Here is a 17,660-nt window from a genome sequence, read left to right as displayed (position 1 = left end):
GCTTACACCGCCGAGCGGGCGGTGAAAGCGCCCGTGAAGGGGCCCGGCGAAGGGCCAACGAGGGGGCATCGCCACGCGCGGCCGTTGCGCACGATCCCTGCGCCGTTTCGCGCCCGCACGCCGATTCCGTGCGCACAGCCCGACGTAGACTGGGGGATGTGACAGCGTACGTCTCGGCCTTCGACCTCTTCTCGATCGGCATCGGTCCCTCGAGTTCGCACACCGTCGGACCCCTGCGGGCCGCCCGCGCCTTCGCCGTCCGACTGCAGGAGGAGGGCCTCCTCGACCGCATCGACCAGGTCACCTGCACGTTGTACGGCTCCCTCGGCTCGACCGGGATCGGCCACGGCACCCCCGACGCGGTCGTCGCCGGGCTGCGCGGCCTCGAACCCGAGAGCTGCCGCCCGGAGGACGTCCGCGGCGCGTGGAGCGGCCTCGCCGACGACGCCACGATCGCGCTCGCCGGCGCGCGGGAGATCCCGTTCTCGCGCGACGACATCGACTTCGAGCCGCGCACCCGCCTGCCCGGCCACCCCAACGCGCTGACCCTGCGCGCGTGGGGACGCGCCGCGGACGGCGAGCGCGAGCCGCTCCCCCTCCGGGAGGAGACCTACTACTCGATCGGCGGCGGCTTCATCCGCCGCGACGGGGAGGAGGCCGACCTGGCCGCGCGCGCCTCCCATCCCCTCCCCTACGACACCGCGGAGGAGCTGCTGGCGATCTGCGAGCGGCTCGACATCCCGATCTGCGAGGTCGCCCGGCGCAACGAGGCGGCACTGCACGGCGAGGAGCGGACGGCCGAGCGGCTCGACCTGATCTGGGAGGCGATGGCGGAGTGCGTCGCCAACGGCCTCGCCGGAACGGGGACCCTCCCCGGCGGACTGCAGGTCCCCCGCCGCGCGGCCGCGATGCGCGAGCACCTGGAGCGCGTGCAGGACGACCCCGGCCGGGCGACGGCACTGGAGTGGCTGCACGCGTTCGCACTGGCCGTCAACGAGGAGAACGCATCCGGAGGCCGCGTCGTCACCGCGCCGACCAACGGCGCGGCGGGCATCGTGCCGGCCGTGGCCCACTACTACCTGCGCTTCGTGCCCGGTGCGACCGCCGACGGCATCCGCCGCTACCTGCTGACCGCGACGGCGATCGGCTCGCTCTTCAAGGCGAACGCCTCCATCTCGGGCGCCGAGGGAGGCTGCCAGGCCGAGGTCGGGTCGGCGTGCGCGATGGCCGCGGGGGCCCTGTGCGCGGTGCTCGGCGGCACCCCGCGTCAAGTCGAGAACGCCGCGGAGATCGCGATGGAGCACCACCTCGGACTCACGTGCGACCCGGTCGGCGGGCTCGTGCAGATCCCGTGCATCGAGCGCAACGCCATCGCCTCCTCCACCGCGGTCTCGGCCGCCCGCCTCGCCCTGCACGGCGACGGCTCGCACCTCGTCTCGCTCGACACCGTGATCGAGACCATGCGGCAGACCGGCATCGACATGTCCACCAAGTACAAGGAGACCAGCGAGGGCGGCCTCGCGGTGAACGTCATCGAGTGCTGAGCGGCGCGCGCCCGCGCCTGTCTCGCGAAGGGTGAGTAGTTGCGGGTATGGCGGGGTAGATACCCGCAACAACTCACACCTCGCGAGAAGTCATCCACACGTCGCCTGCCGGCGGGCCGCGAGGGGTGAGTAGTTGCGGGTATTCCGGGGCGAATACCCACAACAACTCACACCTCGCGAAGCCGAACAGCCCGAACAGCCCGAGCGGGCCCGGCGCGCCGGTTACGCCGCGTTGCGCGGGGGCTGCCGGGCGTCGGTGGCGCCCCCTAGCGTGGTCCCGTGAGCACGACACCCGCATCCGCCGCCGACCGTTCGACCGCGCTCGGCGCCGCCCTGGCCGGCCCGCTGGTCTCCACGCAGTGGCTGTGCGACCACCTCGGCTCGGACGGGCTCGTCGTGCTCGACGCGACGGTCGTCCCGGCCACCGGGGCCGACGGACGGCCGACGTTCGTCAGCGGGCTCGACCAGTACCTGGTGGAGGGGCACATCCCGGGCGCCGTCTTCGCCGAGCTGCTCGACGGGTTCAGCGACGCGACGGGCCCGTACCCGTTCACGCGCCCGGATGCGGCAGCCTTCGCCGCGGCCGCGGAAGCGGTCGGCGTCGACGCCGGGACGACGGTCGTGATCTACGACGCGGCCGCCGGCCAGTGGGCCGCCCGACTGTGGTGGCTGTTCCGCTCGTTCGGCCACGAGGGTGTCGCGGTGCTCGATGGAGGCGCCACCGCCTGGCGCGCCGAAGGGCGCCCCGTCTCCCGCGGACACGTCGAGCCGCGCACAGGCTCCGGCTTCGCCGCCGCCGAACAGCCGGGCTTCTGGGCCGACAAGAGCACGGTCGCCGAGATCACCGCGGGCGACCGCACGGCCACCCTGCTGTGCGGGCTCCCGGCGCGCGACTTCGCCGCCCGGCACATTCCAGGCAGCCGGAGCGTCCCGGCCGGCCGGCTCGTGTCGCGCGAGACGAACACCTTCCTGCCCGCGCGGGAGCTGCGGGAGCTGTTCGCCGACGCGCTGGCCTCGCCCGATCCGATCGTCGCGTACTGCCGCAGCGGCATCGCCGCGACCGCCGACGCGCTCGCGCTGGCCGTGCTCGGCCGCACGGACGTCGCCGTCTACGACGCGTCCCTCAGCGAGTGGACGGCCGATCCGCAGGCGCCGCTGGCCTCGGTCGCGTAGCCTCCTCCACGACCTCCAGGATGTGGCGGTACCGCTGGCCGGTCGCCCGCGACATCCCGAGCTCGCAGGTGCGGTTGGCCGACGCGTAGGCGGTCACGGTTCCGGCTGCCGCCGCCTCCGCCGCCAGCACGCCGACCTCGGCCGCCTCACGCTCGGTCGCGGAGGCTGTGAGCTCGGGATGCAGCAGCCCGCGGTCTCCCGCGAACGCGCAGCACCCGGCGTCGATCGGCACCGTCACGTCGGCGGAGACGGCCTCGGCGACGCGTCGCAGCGCGCCGTCGACGCCCAGCCGCTGGGTCGAGCAGGTGGGGTGCAGCACCAGCGACGGCAGCTCGTCCACCACGTCGAGGCCCGGCAGGAGGGCGGTCGCGGCGAAGTCCACGGAGTCCACGAACCGCAGCCGGGCGTAGTCGCCGCCGGCCTTCACCGCCGCGTCGCGCAGCGCCTCCAGGCCCTCGGTGCAGGAGGCCGCGTCGCAGACGACGGGCAGCTCGCCGCCACGGGAGGCCGCCAACAGCGCGGGCAGCACGCGCTCGGACATGCGCTCGTGCCCGTCGTGGAAGCCCTTCGACTTCCACGGCGTCCCGCAGCACATCGACGAGATGCCGTCCGGCACGGTCACCTCGACGCCGGCGCGCTCGCAGAGGGCGAGGAACGCGGCCGTCGAGCCCATCCCGCCGCCCTCGGCCCCGAACATCGTGCCGATGCAGGCGGCGAAGAACACGGCCTGCGGCTCGGCGGCGGTCCGCGGCGAACGGCGCGTGCCGCCCCGGGGCAGGCCGGCGTCATAGCGGGGCACGGTGTCCGCACCGAGCAGTGCCCGGCCGACGTTCGTCGCGGCGCGCACCAGCGGGGCCGGGAGCGCATCGGCGACGGTGAGCGCCACACCTCCCCCGCGGCTCACCGGTCCCCACGCGGCGGCGGCGGCATCCCACGCCCCGGCGGCGACGCGGGAGGCGGATTCCCCGCGGAGCCTACGCACCAGGTCACCCGTGTTGATGTTGACCGGGCAGGCCGTCTGGCACATCCCGTCGACCGCGCAGGTCTGCACGCCCGCGTACTCGTAGTCGTCGCGCAGCTCGGCGGCGAGCGCCTCGTCGCCCGCCAGCTCTGCCGCCCGCAGCTCGCGTCGCAGCACGATGCGCTGGCGCGGGGTGAGCGTGAGGTCGCGGGAGGGGCAGGCCGGTTCGCAGTAGCCGCACTCGACGCAGCGGTCGACCTCGTCCTCGACCGGCGGCGCGGTCTTGAGGTCGTGCAGGTACGAGTCGGGGTCATCGCTCAGCAGCACGCCGGGGTTGAGGATGCCGTGCGGGTCGAACAGGCGCTTGACCTCCTGCATCACCGCGTAGAGCTCGTCGCCGTACTGGCGGCGGACGAACGGCGCCATGATGCGGCCGGTGCCGTGCTCGGCCTTGAGCGAGCCGCCGAGGCCGAGGATCAGCTCGACCATGTCGTCGGTGAAGGCGCGGTACCGGTCGACGCCGCTCTGTTCCCCCAGCCGCTCGCTGAGCATGAAGTGGATGTTGCCGTCCTTCGCGTGCCCGAAGATCACGCTGTCCTCGTAGCCGTGGGCGGCGAACAGGTCGCGCAGGCCGGCGCAGGCGTCGAGGAGGGTCGGCACCGGCACGACGACATCCTCGAGCAGCGCCGTCGTGCCGGGCGCGCGCGCTTCGGCGACCGTCGTGTAGAGGCCTTTGCGGATGTGCCAGAGGGCCGCGCGCTCGGCCGCGTCGGTCGTGAAGCGCAGCGGGAGGCTGAGCGGCAGGGCGTCGAAGACCGGCGCCGCGTCGGCGCGCGCGGCCTCGGCTGCCTGCGCGTCCGGGCCGTGGAACTCGATCAGGAAGGCGGCGTGGTCGTCGATCGCCAGCTCCCGCAGCTCCGTCGGCGCGTCCTCCGCGCGGGCGGCCAGACGCAGGGAGGTGGAGTCCATCAGCTCGACGGTCGCCGCGCCGGTGGCCACGATCGCGGGCAGGGCGGCCGTTGCCTCGCGCAGGGTCGCGAACACGGCGAGCGCCGTCGTCGCGGCCGGATGCAGCGTGACCGTGCGGAAGGCCGCTTCGGCCACGAAGCCGAGAGTGCCCTCACTGCCGACGATGAGGTGGGTGAGGATGTCGACAGCGGTGTCGAAGTCGAGGAACGCGTTGATGCCGTAGCCCATGGTGTTCTTCATGGTGAAGAAGCGCTCGACGGTCGCGACCGAGGCCGGGTTGGCGCGCACGCGGTCCCGTAGCGCGAGCAGCCCGGCGTGCAGCTCCGGCTCGGCGGCGCGCAGGCGCTCGTCGGCGTCGGCGAGGGAGGTGTCGAGCACCGTCCCGCTCGGCAGCACCACGACGAGCGACTCCAGGGTGCGGTAGGTGTTCTGCTCGATGCCGCAGGCCATGCCGCTCGAGTTGTTCGCGACGACGCCGCCGATCGTGCAGGCGATCTCGCTCGCCGGGTCGGGGCCGAGCTTGCGCCCGTGCCGGGCGAGGCGGGCGTTCACCTGGCGGACGGTCATGCCGGGCTGCACCCGCACGCGCGCGCCGCCGTCGAGCACATCGGCGGTGCGGAACGCGTGGCGTGTGTCGGCGAGGACACCGGCCGTCACCCCCTGGCCGGACAGGCTGGTGCCGCCCGAGCGGAACGTCACCGGCAGACCGCGATCGCGGGCGGAGACGAGGAGGTCGGCGACCTCCTGAGCCGTGCCGGGGCGGGCGACCTCGGCGGGGACGAGCAGGTAGTGCGACGCGTCGTGCGCGGCCGCGTGGCGGTCGATGGCTTTCGTGGAGGCGGTCACGGTCGGTCTCCTGCAGGGTCGATGGTGAGGTAGGGCGGGTGAGCGCCGGCGGGCAGGCCGTCCGCGTCGGCCAGGAGGAGCGCGCCGTCGAGCGGGCGCACCGCCGGGGTCAGCAGTTCCACATCCGGAGCCGTCTGAGCGAGACGTTCGCGCAGCGGGTCGAGCAGCAGCGCACCGACCCCGGTCACGCCGCCGATCACCGCGAGTCTTTGCGCGACGGGCGCGGCGAGCAATGCCCCCGCCGTCGCGGCGAGCGCCTCCGCGGCGTCGCGCCAGATCTCGAGCGCGATCGCATCCCCCGCCCGGGCGGCATCGGCGACCGCGGGAGCGAAGGAGGCGAGGACGCCCGCGCGATCGTCGCGGGTGTACAGGCGCGACGGGAGGCTCTCGGCCGGCCCGAGCAGGCGCTCGGCGGCGGCCAGCAGCACGGGCGATCCGCCGGGGCGGCTGTCGTGCTCGCGCACTGCAGCGCGCAACCCGGCGAGGCCGATCCACGCGCCGCCGCCCTCGTCGCCGAGGAGGTGACCCCAGCCGTCGGCCCGGCGCCAGACCTCGCGGAAGTCGGTCGCGAGCCCGACCACGCCCGTCCCGACCGCGAGCACGGCGCCGCCGTCGAGGCCGAGGGCGGCCGCGGCAGCCGTCACGGCGTCGGAGGCGAGCAGGATGCGCGCGTGGGGCCAGCGTCGGCGCAGCTCGGCGAGCACGGCGTCGGGCGGGGTCAGGCCGAGCAGGCCGCTCATCCCCACCGAGACCGTGGCGACGGCCGAGAGACCCGCCGTCGGCAGCCCGGCGAGCAGCTCGTCGAGCAGGGGTGCGACGCGGATGCCGTCGGGGCCGACGCTGACGCCGGGACCGGTCGCCGGCTCCTCCCCCGTGAGCGCCGCGCGCGAGCCGGTCCCGCCGATGTCGATCGCGAGCACGCTCACGCTCCGCTCACCCCGTCGATCCCTCGGCGCACGGCCGCCTCCTTCGTCGCACCCGCCGGTCCGCTCGGACCGCCAGGAAACACCATGACGCAAATTTACCGCCGATTCAATTCGAAGGAATATCGTTTACATGTCGCGTTCCTCCGGAACGCGCGGAGAGGACGCGATGAACGTGGACGCCGTCGCCCGCATCGGGCAGGCTCTTCCGGGCCTGCGCCCGTCGGAGCAGCGGGTCGGCCGGCTGATCCTGGCCGAGCCCGCCGCGGTCGTCGACCTGCCCATCACCGGCCTCGCCGAGCGCTGCGAGGTCTCCGTCGCCACCGTCGTGCGGTTCTGCCAGGCCGTCGGATACGCGGGATACGGCGCGCTACGGCTCGACCTGGCCTCCACCCGCGGACGCGAGGAGGTGTCGCTCGGCCGCTTCGGTGTCGCCGACGCCGAGATCGCGCCCGACGACGACGGCCGCGACGTGCTCGCCAAGATCGCCTATCACGAGGCCCGCGCGATCGAGTCGACCGCGGCCAGCGTCGACGTCCCCACCCTCGACGCGGTGGCCGACGCGGTGGTCGCCGCCGACCGCGTCGAGATCTACGGCGCCGCCTCCAGCAGCCTCGCCGCGATCGACCTGCAGCAGAAGCTGCACCGCATCGGCGTCATCGCCTTCAACACCAGCGACATCCACCTGGCGCTCACCGGCGCCGCCCTCCTGACCGAGCGGTCGGTCTCGATCGGGTTCTCGCACTCGGGGCTGACGCTGGAGGCCGTGGACAGCCTCCGGACGGCGCAACGGTCCGGAGCGACGACGGTCGCGGTCACGAACTTCCCCGCGTCGCCGATCGCACAGCACGCCGACCATGTGCTCGTCACCAGCGCCAGCGAGACCCGCTACCGGCCGGGCGCGATGTCGAGCCGGATCGCGCAGCTCGCCGTCGTCGACTTCCTCTTCGTGCGCATCGTGCAGCGGCTCGACCCCGAATCGCTCCCCTCGCTCCAGCTCACGTACGACGCGGTGCAGACCCACCGCCATCCGCGCCGCGACGAGTGAGCCGCGGTTGAGCCGCCGCTGAGTCTTCGCTGTGGACCGCCTCCCGGCGCCCCGAGCCGCGCCGCGACGTCTTACGCTCGCATCATGAGCCTCATGGACATCCCCTTCAGCACCATCGACGGCGCTCCCGCCTCGCTCGCCGACTACTCCGGCAAGGTGATCCTGATCGTCAACGTGGCCTCCCGCTGCGGCTTGGCGCCGCAGTACGAGAAGCTCGAGAAGTTGCAGGAGACCTACGGCGATCGCGGCTTCACCGTGATCGGGTTCCCGAGCAACCAGTTCCTCCAGGAGCTGAGCTCGACCGACGCCATCAAGGAGTACTGCTCCACCACGTGGGGCGTGACCTTCCCGATGATGGAGAAGGTGCGCGTGAACGGACGTTCCGCGCATCCCCTCTACGCGGAGCTGACCACGCACCCCGATCAGGCGGGCAAGGCCGGCAAGGTCAAGTGGAACTTCGAGAAGTTCGTGGTGACGCCCGACGGCGCCGTGCACCGCTTCCGTCCGACGACGGAGCCCGACGACCCGGCGATCCTCTCGCTGATCGAGGAGACCCTGCCCGCTGCGGCCTGAGCGCCGCCTCGGCGACCGGAGGCCGGTTCAGGCCCGGCGGAACCAGCGTCCGCCGACGCGCTCGGTGAGCCGCCAGCCGGTCGTCTCGGCCAGTGCCCGCACGCTCGCCAGGGTGTGCTCGGCGATGTCGAGCGCCTCCGGCACGGACTCGGCGACGAAGCGGACGGTGAGGCGGGCCTCCCGTGCGACCACGTCGACACTCGAGGCCTCGACGACCGTCCGCTCGGCGGCGGCAGCTGCAGCGGCCGGCTCGACGGCCTGCGGGGCGACCCCGGCGCGCAGAGCACCGACAGACACGATGACACGATAAGAAGGCACGGCTCCGAGCCTACGGGCGCAGCCGGGGTTACCCTCTGACGGGGGGAAAGGAGTGCGCCGATGCACACGACGGATACGGGAACGCTCGATCTCTACGGCGTGAGCGGTCTGAGCGAGGACGAGCTCGAGGAGTTCGCCGCCGTGCTCGATCGACGACGCCACGACGACATCGCCGAGGGCGAGCACATCGCCGAGACGCTGGGCTCGCTGCTGGCCTCGCGGTCGGAGTCGACCGCGGACGACGAGCACGATCCCGAGGGGCCGACGCTCAGCTCGGAGTGGAGCCGGTTGCAGGCGCTGCGCTCCGACACCGCGCGGGATCTGGCGGCCGTGGATGCCGCCGGCGAGCGCCTCCGCCTCGGCACCTTCGGCATCTGCGCCCACTGCGGCCGGCCGATCGGCGTCGACCGCCTGCGCGCCCGCCCCACCGCCGAGTTCTGCATCCACTGCGCGATCGCGTCCGAACGCTGAGAACGGGCCGGCGCACGCGGCGCCGACCCGTCCCCATCACCGCCTCGCGGCGGCGCGTCGATCAGAAGTTGAACTTGTCGATGTTGTCCTTGTTGAACACGTACGGGTCGCCCAGGAGCACGGTGTTGTCGTCACCCACGGTGAACTTGCCGAGCTTGCCCGCCTCGAAGGAGTCGCCCTTCTTGCCGGTGATGGTGCCGTCGATCAGCGCCTTGGCGGTGAAGGCCGCCAGGTAGCCGAGGTCCTCCGGGTTCCAGAGGGCGAACTCGTCGACGGTGCCGTCCTTGACGAACTCGCGCATCTGGTTCGGGGTGCCGAGCCCGGTCAGCTTGACCTTGCCCTTGGCGTCCGAGGTGGAGAGGTAGCGCGCGGCGGCCGCGACGCCGACCGTGGTCGGCGAGATGATGCCCTTCAGGTCCGGGTGGGTCTGGAGGAGCGCTGCGGTCTTGTCGAACGAGGTCTGGTCGTCGTCGTTGCCGTAGACGGTGTCGACGAGCTTCACGTTCGGGTGGTTCGCGGCGAGGTCCTTCTTCATCAGGTCGATCCAGGCGTTCTGGTTCGTCGCATTGGCGGCGGCGGAGAGGATGGCGATCTCGCCGCTGTCCCCGATCTCCTTGGTGATGATGTCGACCTGGACCTTGGCGATGCCCTCGGCGGTCGCCTGGTTGACGAACACGTCGCGGTACTTGGCGTCGGTGTCGGAGTCGAATGTCACGATCTTCACCCCGGCCGACTTGGCCTGGGTGAGGGCGCTGCCGAGTGCCGTCGGGTCGTTGGCCGAGAGCACGATCGCGCCGACCTGCTGCTGGGTCAGCGTGTTGATGTAGCTGACCTGGGCGTCCGCGGTCGCGGTCGACGGGCCGACCTGGTTGTACGTGCCCTTGAAGGACTTGATAGCGGTCTCGCCGCCCTTGTCCGAGGTGTCGAAGTACGGGTTGCCGAGGTTCTTGGGCAGGAAGGTGATCTTGTAGTTCTTGTCACCGCCGGAGGACGAGCTCGACCCGGATCCGGAGGAGCACGCGGTCAGCGCGAGCGCGACCGCGACGACTCCGGCGCCGACGGTGAGGAGCCGGCGCGTGGCGCGGCGCTTGGTGGAGGGCAACATCATTGTTCCTTTCGATGGTGGTTGCAGTGGTGCGGGAGGGTCAGGTGAGCGTTCTGTGCCTGGTCGCGCGGGAGGCCTTGAACCAGGCCAGCACGCGCGGCGAGAGCACGGAGACGATCAGCAGGACGCCGGTGATGATGTTGATGGCGTCGGAGCTGACGTTGGCGAGGCGGAGCGCGCTCTGCAGCACGCCGATGAGGAGCACGCCGGCGACGACGCCGTGGAGCGCGCCCTTGCCGCCGAAGATGGACACCCCGCCGAGGAGCACGGCGGCGATGACCGACAGCTCCAGGCCGGTCGCGTTGTCACCGCGGGCGCTGCCGTAGCGGAGCGTCCAGTAGATGCCGGCGAGGGCCGAGATCAGTCCGGTGAGCATGAAGGCGATGAACTTCGTGCGGGCGACGTTGACGCCCGAGAACGCCGCGGTCTCCTTGCTGAGTCCGAGGGCGAAGAGGCCGCGTCCGTACGGGGTCGCGTGCAGCACGACGGCGAACACGATGATCAGCACGACGACCAGGAGCATCACCACGGGGATCCCGGAGGTGCCGAACCGCATCTGCACGAGGTTCTGCCAGAAGAACGGGAAGTCGGTGATGGCGGTGGTGCCGAGCAGACCGACGGCGATGCCGCGGAACAGCGCGAGCGTGCCGATGGTGACGGCGAGGGAGGGCAGGCCCACGACCGTGACGAGGAAGCCGTTGACAGCCCCTGCCAGCAGCCCGACCACGAGGCAGGCGACCATCGCCGCCTCGATCGGCCAGCCGGCCTTCGTCAGCACACCGAGCAGCACGCTGCTGAGACCGAGGGTGCTCGCCACCGAGAGGTCGATCTCGCCCGAGACGATCACGAAGGTCATCGGCAGCGCGATCATCAGGATGGGCGTCACATCCAGCAGCAGGAAGCCCAGCGTCACCGTGGTGCCGAAGTTCGGGACGACCACCGAGGCGACCACGGCGACGACGATGAGGGCGCCGATCACGGCCGTCTCGCGCGTGAGCGTCCAGCGCTGCCAGAGCGGGCGGCTGTAATCGGGGTACGTGCGGGGTGCCGCTGTCGTGGCGGCGGTGTCGATGCCGGTCATGCGCCGACCTCCCTTTCGGCGACGAGGCGGCGCGAGAGCCGCAGGGCGAGGACGCGGTCGAGGACGATGGCGCCGATGATGAGCACGCCGACCACCGCCTGCTGCCAGAAGTCCTGGATGCCGAGGATCGGCAGCGCCCGGTTGATCGTGAGCAGGAGCATCGCGCCGAGGGCGGCGCCGTACACCGAGCCGCTGCCGCCGAAGATGGCTACACCGCCGATGACGGCCGCGCCGACCGCCTGCAGTTCGAGCCCGGTACCGGTCTGCGAGCTGACGGTGCCGTAGCGGGCGACGAACAGGACGCCGGCGAGTCCGGCGAGCGCGCCCGAGAGCACGAACGCGGTGAGCACGCGGCGGGTGACCTTCAGGCCGTAGAGCTCGGCGGCGGCCGGGTCGGACCCGATCGCGTAGAGCTCGCGGCCGCCGCGGCGGTTGCGCAGGTACCAGCCGGCGACGAGCAGCACCACGAGGGCGAGGATCGTCAGGTACGGGATGCTGAGGAACGATCCCGTGCCGAGGTTCAGGAACGCGGAGGGCACGTCGCTCGCGTTGATGCGGTTGCTGCCGGCCCAGAGCACGTTGATCCCGCGGTACGCGTAGAGCGTGCCGAGTGTGATCACCAGCGCGGGCACCTTGCCGTAGGCGACCAGGGCGCCGTTGACCAGCCCGAGCAGTCCGCCGGCGATGGCGCCGATCACGAACACCAGGATGATCGGGATGCCAGGGATGCCGACGAACAGCTGACCGGTCAGGTACGCCGTCAGCCCCACCACCGAGCCGACCGACAGGTCGACGTTGCGGGTGATGATGACGATCGCCTGGCCGATGGCGACGAGCGCGAGGATGGCCGGGGTCAGCAGCAGGTCGCGCCAGCCGTCGGGGCTGAACAGGAAGCCCGGGTTGATCGCCGTGGTCACCGCGATCACGATGATCAGCGCGACGAGGATGCCGGTCTCGCGGGCTCGCGTGAACGAGCGGAAGATCCGGCTCGCCGCGCTCGAACCGGCGGGTGCCGGGGCGGGCGGCGTGATGGTCGGGGCGGTCATCGTGCGGCCTCCTCGGCGGCGTGCGTAGCGGCGAACATGACGTTCTCGGCGTCGGCATCGGCGCGATCCAGTTCGGCGGTGATGCGTCCCTCCCGCACGACGAGCACGCGGTCCGCCATCCCGAGCACCTCGGGCAGCTCGGACGAGATCATCAGGATGCCCATCCCCCGTCCGGCGAGCTCGGAGAGCAGGCGGTGCACCTCGGCTTTGGTGCCGACGTCGATGCCGCGGGTGGGCTCGTCGATGATGAGCACGCGCGGCTCGGTCGAGAGCCACTTGCCCAGGACGACCTTCTGCTGGTTGCCGCCGGAGAGCGTGCCGACCAGCGTGTCGAGAGCGTTGGTCTTCAGCTGCAGCCGGCTCGCCCAGACACGCGCCGACGCGTTCTCGGCGGAGTTGCGGATGAGGCCGAGTTTCGAGAGCCGGGTGCGGATCGCGAGGGTGGAGTTGCGCGCCACCGACTCCTCCAGCACGAGACCCTGCTTGCGGCGGTCCTCGGGGACGAGCGCGAGGCCGGCGGCCATCGCGGCCGTCGGGCGGCGCTTCGGGATGGCGCGGCCGGCGAGCCGGACGGTGCCGCTGTCGTAGCCGTCGACGCCGAAGACCGCGCGGGCGATCTCGCTGCGCCCGGCGCCGACCAGGCCGGCGAGGGCCACGATCTCGCCGGAGCGGACGGTGAAGCGCACGTCGGCGAACACACCCGTCGACGTGAGCCCGTCGACCTCGAGCAGGGGCTCGCCGATCGTGGTCTCCTGCTTGGGGAACAGCTCGGTGACGTCGCGGCCGACCATGCGGCGCACGATCTCGTCCTCGGTGACCGCGGTCGTCGGGTCGGACGAGACGAACGAGCCGTCGCGCATGACCGTGATCGTGTCGCAGAGCGAGAAGACCTCGTCGAAGCGGTGGGAGATGAAGACGATGCCGCGGCCCTCGTCGCGCAGGCTGCGGGCGACCGCGAAGAGCCGCTCGACCTCCACGCCCGAGAGCGCGGCGGTGGGCTCGTCCATGATCAGGAGGCGCGCGTCGAGCGAGACGGCCTTGGCGATCTCGATGATCTGCTGGTCGGCGATCGAGAGCCCCTCGGCCAGGCGGTCGGGGTCGATGCGCACGCCGAGCCGACGGAAGAGCGAGTCGACCTCCTGGCGCATGCGGCGGCGGTCGATGCGGCCGAGCCGGTCCGTGGGCTGGCGGCCCATGAAGACGTTCTCGGTGACCGACAGGTCGGGGAAGAGGGTGGGCTCCTGGTAGATGACCGCCACGCCCGCCTCCTTTGACTGGGCGGTCGTGGAGAAGTCGACGTCCTCGCCGCGGAGGCGGAACTCGCCCGCATCGCGGCGGTACAGACCGGCGACGATCTTGACGAGCGTCGACTTGCCTGCTCCGTTCTCGCCGACGAGCGCGTGGATCGAGCCGGACTCGACGCGGATGCTGCCGGAGCGCAGGGCCACGACGGCCCCGAACGACTTCACCACCCGCGACAGTTCCAGCACCGGCGGTGCCACTGTCGTGGGGTTGCTGCTGGACACTGCTGCCTCCTCGTTGAGGTGAACGGATTCATGAATCGATTCATGGACGATTCAGCTACACTATATTTGGGGTGGGCGGCTCGGTCAAGCGCGGCCCGTGAACACGAGAACCGGACGAGGAGCAACGATGCAACCGGCCAGTATCCGGGATGTCGCGCAGCACGCGGGCGTCTCCGTCGGCACCGTTTCGAACGTCTTGAACCGGCCGGACGAGGTCTCGGCCGAGCTCGTCGTGCGCGTCACCCGCTCCATCCAGACCCTCGGCTACGTGCCGAACGACGCCGCGCGCCGGCTGCGCAAGGGCGTCAGCACGATCGTCGGATTCGTCGTGCTCGACGGCCAGAACCCGTTCTTCAACGACGTGGTCCGCGGCGCGGAGGACGAGGCGTCGAAGCACAGCATCGCGATCCTCTACGGCAACACGGACGAGGACGTCGACCGGGAGCGCCTGTACCTCGACCTGTTCGAGGAGCAGCAGGTGCGCGGCGTGCTCATCGCGCCGTTCGGCGACATCCAGCCCCGCCTGGAGCACCTCCGGCAGCGCGGCATCCGCGCGGTGCTCGTCGACCGCTTCGGCGGGAGCAGCCGGTTCAGCTCGGTCTCGGTCGACAGCGTCGCGGGCGGCCGGATGGCGGTCGAGCACCTGATCGACACCGGACGGCGCCGGCTCGCGTTCGTGGGCGGCCCGTTCGAGATCCGGCAGGTGCAGGATCGGCTCGCCGGCGCCCGGGTCGCGGCGGAGAACGCCACGGCCCCCGTCGAGCTGGAGGTCGTGGCGACCGCGGCGATGACGGTCGAGCAGGGTGCGGAGGCCGGCGCCCGCATCCTGAGCCGCCCGCGGCACGAGCTGCCGGACGCACTGTTCGCCGCGAACGATCTGATCGCGCTCGGCCTCCTGCAGGCGATCGTGGCCGACGGTCGCGTGGTCGTGCCGGACGACATCGCGATCATCGGCTTCGACGACATCGCCTTCGCCGGCGCCGCGGCCGTCCCGCTGTCGTCCATGCGGCAGCCGCGCTCGATGATCGGGCGCACGGCGCTGCGCATCCTGCTGGAGGAGACGGGCGACCCCGAGCTCATCCCGCGGCAGACGGTGTTCCAGCCGGAGCTGGTGGCCCGGCGCTCGACCGCGCCGAAGGCCCGCTGAGCAGGCCTACCGCACGCCCTGCCCGGCGCGGTAGACCGCCTCGGTGCGGGAGGATGCCCCCACTTTGCGCAGGATGCTGGACACGTGGACGCTCGCGGTCTTCGCGCTGATGAAGAGCCGCTCGCCGATCTGCTTGTTGCTGAGTCCCTGCTCGATCAGGGCGAGCACCTGCTCCTCCCGCTCCGTCAGGGGCGCTCCCGGGCCGGAGACACCGGCCGGCGCGCGCACGCCTCTCGGCGAGGTGAGGGCCGCGGCGGCCACGGAGATCAGGCCGTAGCCGAGCGCGTCGGCGGCGGCGCCGGCCTCCACCGCCAGCCGGTCGGCCGCGGGCCGGTCGCCCGCGGCGATCGCCACGCGGGCGGCACGGGCGAGCGCGTACGGGCCCAGCTGCGCGGGCGCGAGTGCGGACGACGTCGCCTCGATGGCCTGACGCCAAGCCTCGACCGCCGCGGTGAACGCGGCATCCCGACCGTCCTCGGCCACGGCCGCACGAGCGGTCGCGATCTCGGCGGTCGTCATCGCACCCCACACCGGTGCGGTCGGCCACGCGGCGTGTCGGGCGAGCGCCGCCTCCACCTCGGTCGCGGCGGCAAGCACCTCGGCCCGCTCCCTCTCCGGATCGGCCAGCGCCCGGTCGGCCAGCGCGCGGGCCGCGGCGGCGATCACGGGGAGGTCTTTCGCCGGGATGGAGCGGTGGCCCTCGTCGAGGACGACGCGAGCCTCGCTCCACGCGTGCCCGGCGTCGCCGCGCGCGAGTGCGATCTCGGCCTCGATGCGCGCCACGCCCAGGAACGACTGGGCTTCGAGGTCGCCCTGGAGCCGCAGCCCCGTCCGCCAGCGGCGAAGCAGCGCGTCCGCTCCCTCGACGTCGCCGCGCCACAGGGTCACCCACAGCTTCAGGTGCTGCAGGTGCGCGCGGAAGCTGGGCGGCGGGTCGAGCGCGAGCGCCGGGTCGAGCAGCGCCTCCGCCCGCGCGAGCTCGCCCAGCGCGAGGAGGGGCTCGATCGTGTTGGACGAGAGGATGACGCCGGAGGTGCGCTCCACCCCGCGTTCGCGCGCGCGGGCGGCGCCGGCCTCGGCGATCCGCACGGCGTCGGCGTAGCGGCCCAGCCCGTTGAGGGCGTCGGAGGCGTTGACCGCGTGCCGGAGCAGCGCGGCGATGTCCCCGCCGGCGACCACGCGCGCACGCTCGAGCTCTGCCAGGCCGCGCTCGATCTCTCCGGTGGCGATGAGCGCGCAGCCGCGGATGTTGTGGGCGATGGAGAGCCGGGGGTCGGGGGCGTCGCCGAGCTCCTCGATGGCCTCCGTCGTCGTGTCGATCGCCTCGTCGAACCGCGCGGCGAGCATCAGCCGTGCCGCCAGCTCGGCGAGCAGTTGCGGGCGGAGCGCGTCGCCCGGGCCGACGGACCCGGCCGGGACGAGTTCGAGAGCCTGTCGCAGGAGCTCGATGCTGCCGGGGCGGTTGAGGTTCGTGAGGTACTGCGCCTTGTCGCGCAGCAACCGCGCGTGCCGGGTGGGCGCGAGGCTCGATGCGTCCTCGAGGGCGACGGAGACCATCGCGAGGGCGCGCTCGCTGTCTCCGGCGTTGCGGAGCGCCGAGGCCGTCCGCGCCTGGAGGTCGACCCGGCTCAGGCCGCCGAGCGCCTCGGCGTCGGGGACCCGCTCCCACAGCTCGAGCGCGCGATCGCCCATCGCGGCGACCGTCGCGTAGGCGTACGAGAGGCGCGCCTCGTCCATCGCCTCGACGGACGAGGTGAAGGCGCGGCGCAGATCGTGCGCGGCCATCCAGTGGGTGGAGAGCTGGATGGCGGAGCGCTGCGGCCCGGCCTCCAGCGCTTCCGCGTAGCGGGTGTGGAAGCGGGTGCGCTCCCCCGGCAGCAGGTCGGCGTGCACGGCCTCCCGCACCAGGGCGTTGCGGAAGACGTACTCGGTGGTGTCGGCGACCAGGACGTTGGCGACGATCGCCTCGCGGGCCGCGGCGTCGAGCTGCTCGGGCGTGCCGTCGAAGACGGCGGTGAGCAGGTCGTGCTCGACGCACACGCCGCCGGCGGACACGATGCGCAGCAGGCGCTGCGCCGGTTCGGTGAGCCGCTCGTAGCGGGCGAGCAGGAGCTCGCGCAGCGTCTCGGGGAGGTCGTCGCCCGTGGCGAGTCCGTCGATGCCGGCGAGCTCCTCGACGAAGAACGGTACCCCCTCGCTGAAGCGGTTGACCTGGTCGATCGTCGCGGTGTCGGGCACGCAGCCGAGGAGCAGCTCCAGCTGGGCGGCGACCTGGGCGCGCGTGAGCCGGCCTAGCTCCCAGCGGGTGACCCGGCGGGTGCGCTCCAGCTCGGCCAGGTAGGCGCGGAGCGGATGCCCGCGGGTGACCTCGTCGCTGCGGTAGCCGAGCAGGACGAGCACGCGGCCGCGCTCGCTCATGCGCACGACGAAGCGCAGCAGCTCCAGGGTGGAGGTGTCGGCCCAGTGGATGTCGTCGATGGCCAGCACGATCGGGCGCTCGGCCGACAGGTTCTCGAAGAGCACGGTCACCAGTTCGTAGAGCCGTTCCGCCCCGGTCCGGGCGGGGACCGACGTGTGGTCGGCCAGCTCCGGCAGCAGCGCGGAGAGGCCGCCGGCTCCCGGTCCGGCGGCCGCGAGCACGGCATCCAGGCCGACCAGTTCGATGAGGCGGCGGAGCGCGGCTGCGAACGGTCCGAAGGGCGCGCCGTCGCTGCCGAGGTCGACGCACCGGCCGAGCAGCACGGTCGCCGACGGCTCCGCCTGCTCGAGGAACTCGGTGATCAGCCGCGTCTTGCCGATGCCCGCCTCGCCGCCGATCACGACCGCGCGGGTGCCACCGGCCGACACGGCCTCCAACTCGTCGTGCAGCGCCGTCAGATCGGACTCCCGCCCGATCATCGTGGGGCTCGACGCCGGTGATCGCATGCCT

Annotated in this window: 14 protein-coding genes; 6 read left to right on the top strand and 8 right to left on the bottom strand. The window is 72.5% G+C overall.

Annotated elements, in window-relative coordinates:
• Positions 1-158: 158 nt before the first annotated feature.
• Both HNR14_RS15135 and HNR14_RS15130 read left to right on the top strand, forming a co-directional pair.
• The gene (locus HNR14_RS15135; protein ID WP_179701691.1) at positions 159-1,544 is read left to right on the top strand and encodes an L-serine ammonia-lyase; all 1,386 of its coding nucleotides are present in this window, start codon (positions 159-161) and stop codon (positions 1,542-1,544) included.
• A gap of 279 nt (positions 1,545-1,823) precedes the next feature.
• On the top strand, positions 1,824-2,717 hold the full coding sequence (locus HNR14_RS15130) for a rhodanese-like domain-containing protein (RefSeq protein ID WP_179701690.1): 894 nt from the start codon (positions 1,824-1,826) through the stop codon (positions 2,715-2,717).
• On the opposite strand, the gene HNR14_RS15125 is transcribed toward HNR14_RS15130, so the two are convergent.
• Complete coding sequence (locus HNR14_RS15125; protein WP_179701689.1) at positions 2,668-5,493, bottom strand: FAD-linked oxidase C-terminal domain-containing protein; 2,826 nt, start codon at positions 5,491-5,493, stop codon at positions 2,668-2,670. The genes HNR14_RS15130 and HNR14_RS15125 overlap by 50 nt on opposite strands.
• Positions 5,490-6,419 (bottom strand): BadF/BadG/BcrA/BcrD ATPase family protein, encoded by a 930-nt coding sequence (locus tag HNR14_RS15120; RefSeq protein WP_179701688.1) that lies wholly within the window; start codon positions 6,417-6,419, stop codon positions 5,490-5,492. Before HNR14_RS15120 ends, HNR14_RS15125 begins: the two co-directional genes overlap by 4 nt.
• A gap of 130 nt (positions 6,420-6,549) precedes the next feature.
• Between HNR14_RS15120 and HNR14_RS15115 the strand changes: the two genes are divergently transcribed.
• Together HNR14_RS15115 and HNR14_RS15110 are read left to right on the top strand one after the other, a co-directional pair.
• Positions 6,550-7,464, top strand: coding sequence for a MurR/RpiR family transcriptional regulator (locus HNR14_RS15115; protein ID WP_218875054.1), 915 nt, complete (start codon positions 6,550-6,552; stop codon positions 7,462-7,464).
• An 84-nt stretch (positions 7,465-7,548) separates the two neighbouring features.
• Positions 7,549-8,037, top strand: a complete 489-nt coding sequence (locus HNR14_RS15110; protein ID WP_021762489.1) for a glutathione peroxidase — start codon at positions 7,549-7,551, stop codon at positions 8,035-8,037.
• 27 nt (positions 8,038-8,064) lie between these two features.
• Here the strand turns inward: HNR14_RS15110 and HNR14_RS15105 are convergent, their stop codons facing one another.
• A complete protein-coding gene (locus tag HNR14_RS15105) occupies positions 8,065-8,334 on the bottom strand; it encodes a hypothetical protein (RefSeq protein ID WP_343064505.1) in 270 nt (89 codons plus the stop codon).
• A gap of 81 nt (positions 8,335-8,415) precedes the next feature.
• Here HNR14_RS15105 and HNR14_RS15100 point away from each other — a divergent pair, with 81 nt between their 5' ends.
• Positions 8,416-8,826, top strand: a complete 411-nt coding sequence (locus tag HNR14_RS15100; RefSeq protein ID WP_021762491.1) for a TraR/DksA family transcriptional regulator — start codon at positions 8,416-8,418, stop codon at positions 8,824-8,826.
• Positions 8,827-8,887: 61 nt separating this feature from the next.
• On the opposite strand, the gene rhaS is transcribed toward HNR14_RS15100, so the two are convergent.
• The 4 genes from rhaS to HNR14_RS15080 are packed head-to-tail and all read right to left on the bottom strand — an operon-like array spanning position 8,888 to position 13,584.
• Positions 8,888-9,934, bottom strand: a complete 1,047-nt coding sequence (gene rhaS, locus HNR14_RS15095) for a rhamnose ABC transporter substrate-binding protein (RefSeq protein WP_021762492.1) — start codon at positions 9,932-9,934, stop codon at positions 8,888-8,890.
• Positions 9,935-9,971: 37 nt separating this feature from the next.
• The gene (locus HNR14_RS15090) at positions 9,972-11,012 is read right to left on the bottom strand and encodes an ABC transporter permease (protein WP_179701686.1); all 1,041 of its coding nucleotides are present in this window, start codon (positions 11,010-11,012) and stop codon (positions 9,972-9,974) included.
• Positions 11,009-12,058 (bottom strand): ABC transporter permease, encoded by a 1,050-nt coding sequence (locus HNR14_RS15085; RefSeq protein ID WP_021762494.1) that lies wholly within the window; start codon positions 12,056-12,058, stop codon positions 11,009-11,011. The genes HNR14_RS15090 and HNR14_RS15085 overlap by 4 nt, the downstream gene beginning before the upstream one ends.
• Positions 12,055-13,584, bottom strand: coding sequence for an ATP-binding cassette domain-containing protein (locus tag HNR14_RS15080; protein ID WP_179701685.1), 1,530 nt, complete (start codon positions 13,582-13,584; stop codon positions 12,055-12,057). The genes HNR14_RS15085 and HNR14_RS15080 overlap by 4 nt, the downstream gene beginning before the upstream one ends.
• Before the next feature lie 127 nt (positions 13,585-13,711).
• Here HNR14_RS15080 and HNR14_RS15075 point away from each other — a divergent pair, with 127 nt between their 5' ends.
• Positions 13,712-14,731, top strand: coding sequence for a LacI family DNA-binding transcriptional regulator (locus HNR14_RS15075; RefSeq protein ID WP_179701684.1), 1,020 nt, complete (start codon positions 13,712-13,714; stop codon positions 14,729-14,731).
• 6 nt (positions 14,732-14,737) lie between these two features.
• Here HNR14_RS15075 and HNR14_RS15070 read toward each other — a convergent pair whose 3' ends face one another.
• Complete coding sequence (locus HNR14_RS15070; protein ID WP_179701683.1) at positions 14,738-17,656, bottom strand: helix-turn-helix transcriptional regulator; 2,919 nt, start codon at positions 17,654-17,656, stop codon at positions 14,738-14,740.
• Positions 17,657-17,660: the final 4 nt, after the last annotated feature.

The sequence above is a fragment of the Leifsonia naganoensis genome (genome assembly GCF_013410615.1).
Taxonomy (GTDB): Bacteria; Actinomycetota; Actinomycetes; order Actinomycetales; family Microbacteriaceae; genus Leifsonia; species Leifsonia aquatica.
Note: the sequence above shows the minus strand (reverse complement) of the source record. Positions and strands in the feature narration are given on the sequence as shown.

Coding starts and splice junctions, on each gene's coding strand:
- HNR14_RS15115 (WP_218875054.1), top strand. CDS start 6,550: ATGTCGCGTTCCTCCGGAACGCGCGGAGAGGACGCGATGAACGTGGAC.
- HNR14_RS15100 (WP_021762491.1), top strand. CDS start 8,416: ATGCACACGACGGATACGGGAACGCTCGATCTCTACGGCGTGAGCGGT.
- HNR14_RS15075 (WP_179701684.1), top strand. CDS start 13,712: ATGCAACCGGCCAGTATCCGGGATGTCGCGCAGCACGCGGGCGTCTCC.
- HNR14_RS15110 (WP_021762489.1), top strand. CDS start 7,549: ATGAGCCTCATGGACATCCCCTTCAGCACCATCGACGGCGCTCCCGCC.
- rhaS (WP_021762492.1), bottom strand. CDS start 9,934: ATGATGTTGCCCTCCACCAAGCGCCGCGCCACGCGCCGGCTCCTCACC.
- HNR14_RS15090 (WP_179701686.1), bottom strand. CDS start 11,012: ATGACCGGCATCGACACCGCCGCCACGACAGCGGCACCCCGCACGTAC.
- HNR14_RS15085 (WP_021762494.1), bottom strand. CDS start 12,058: ATGACCGCCCCGACCATCACGCCGCCCGCCCCGGCACCCGCCGGTTCG.
- HNR14_RS15070 (WP_179701683.1), bottom strand. CDS start 17,656: ATGCGATCACCGGCGTCGAGCCCCACGATGATCGGGCGGGAGTCCGAT.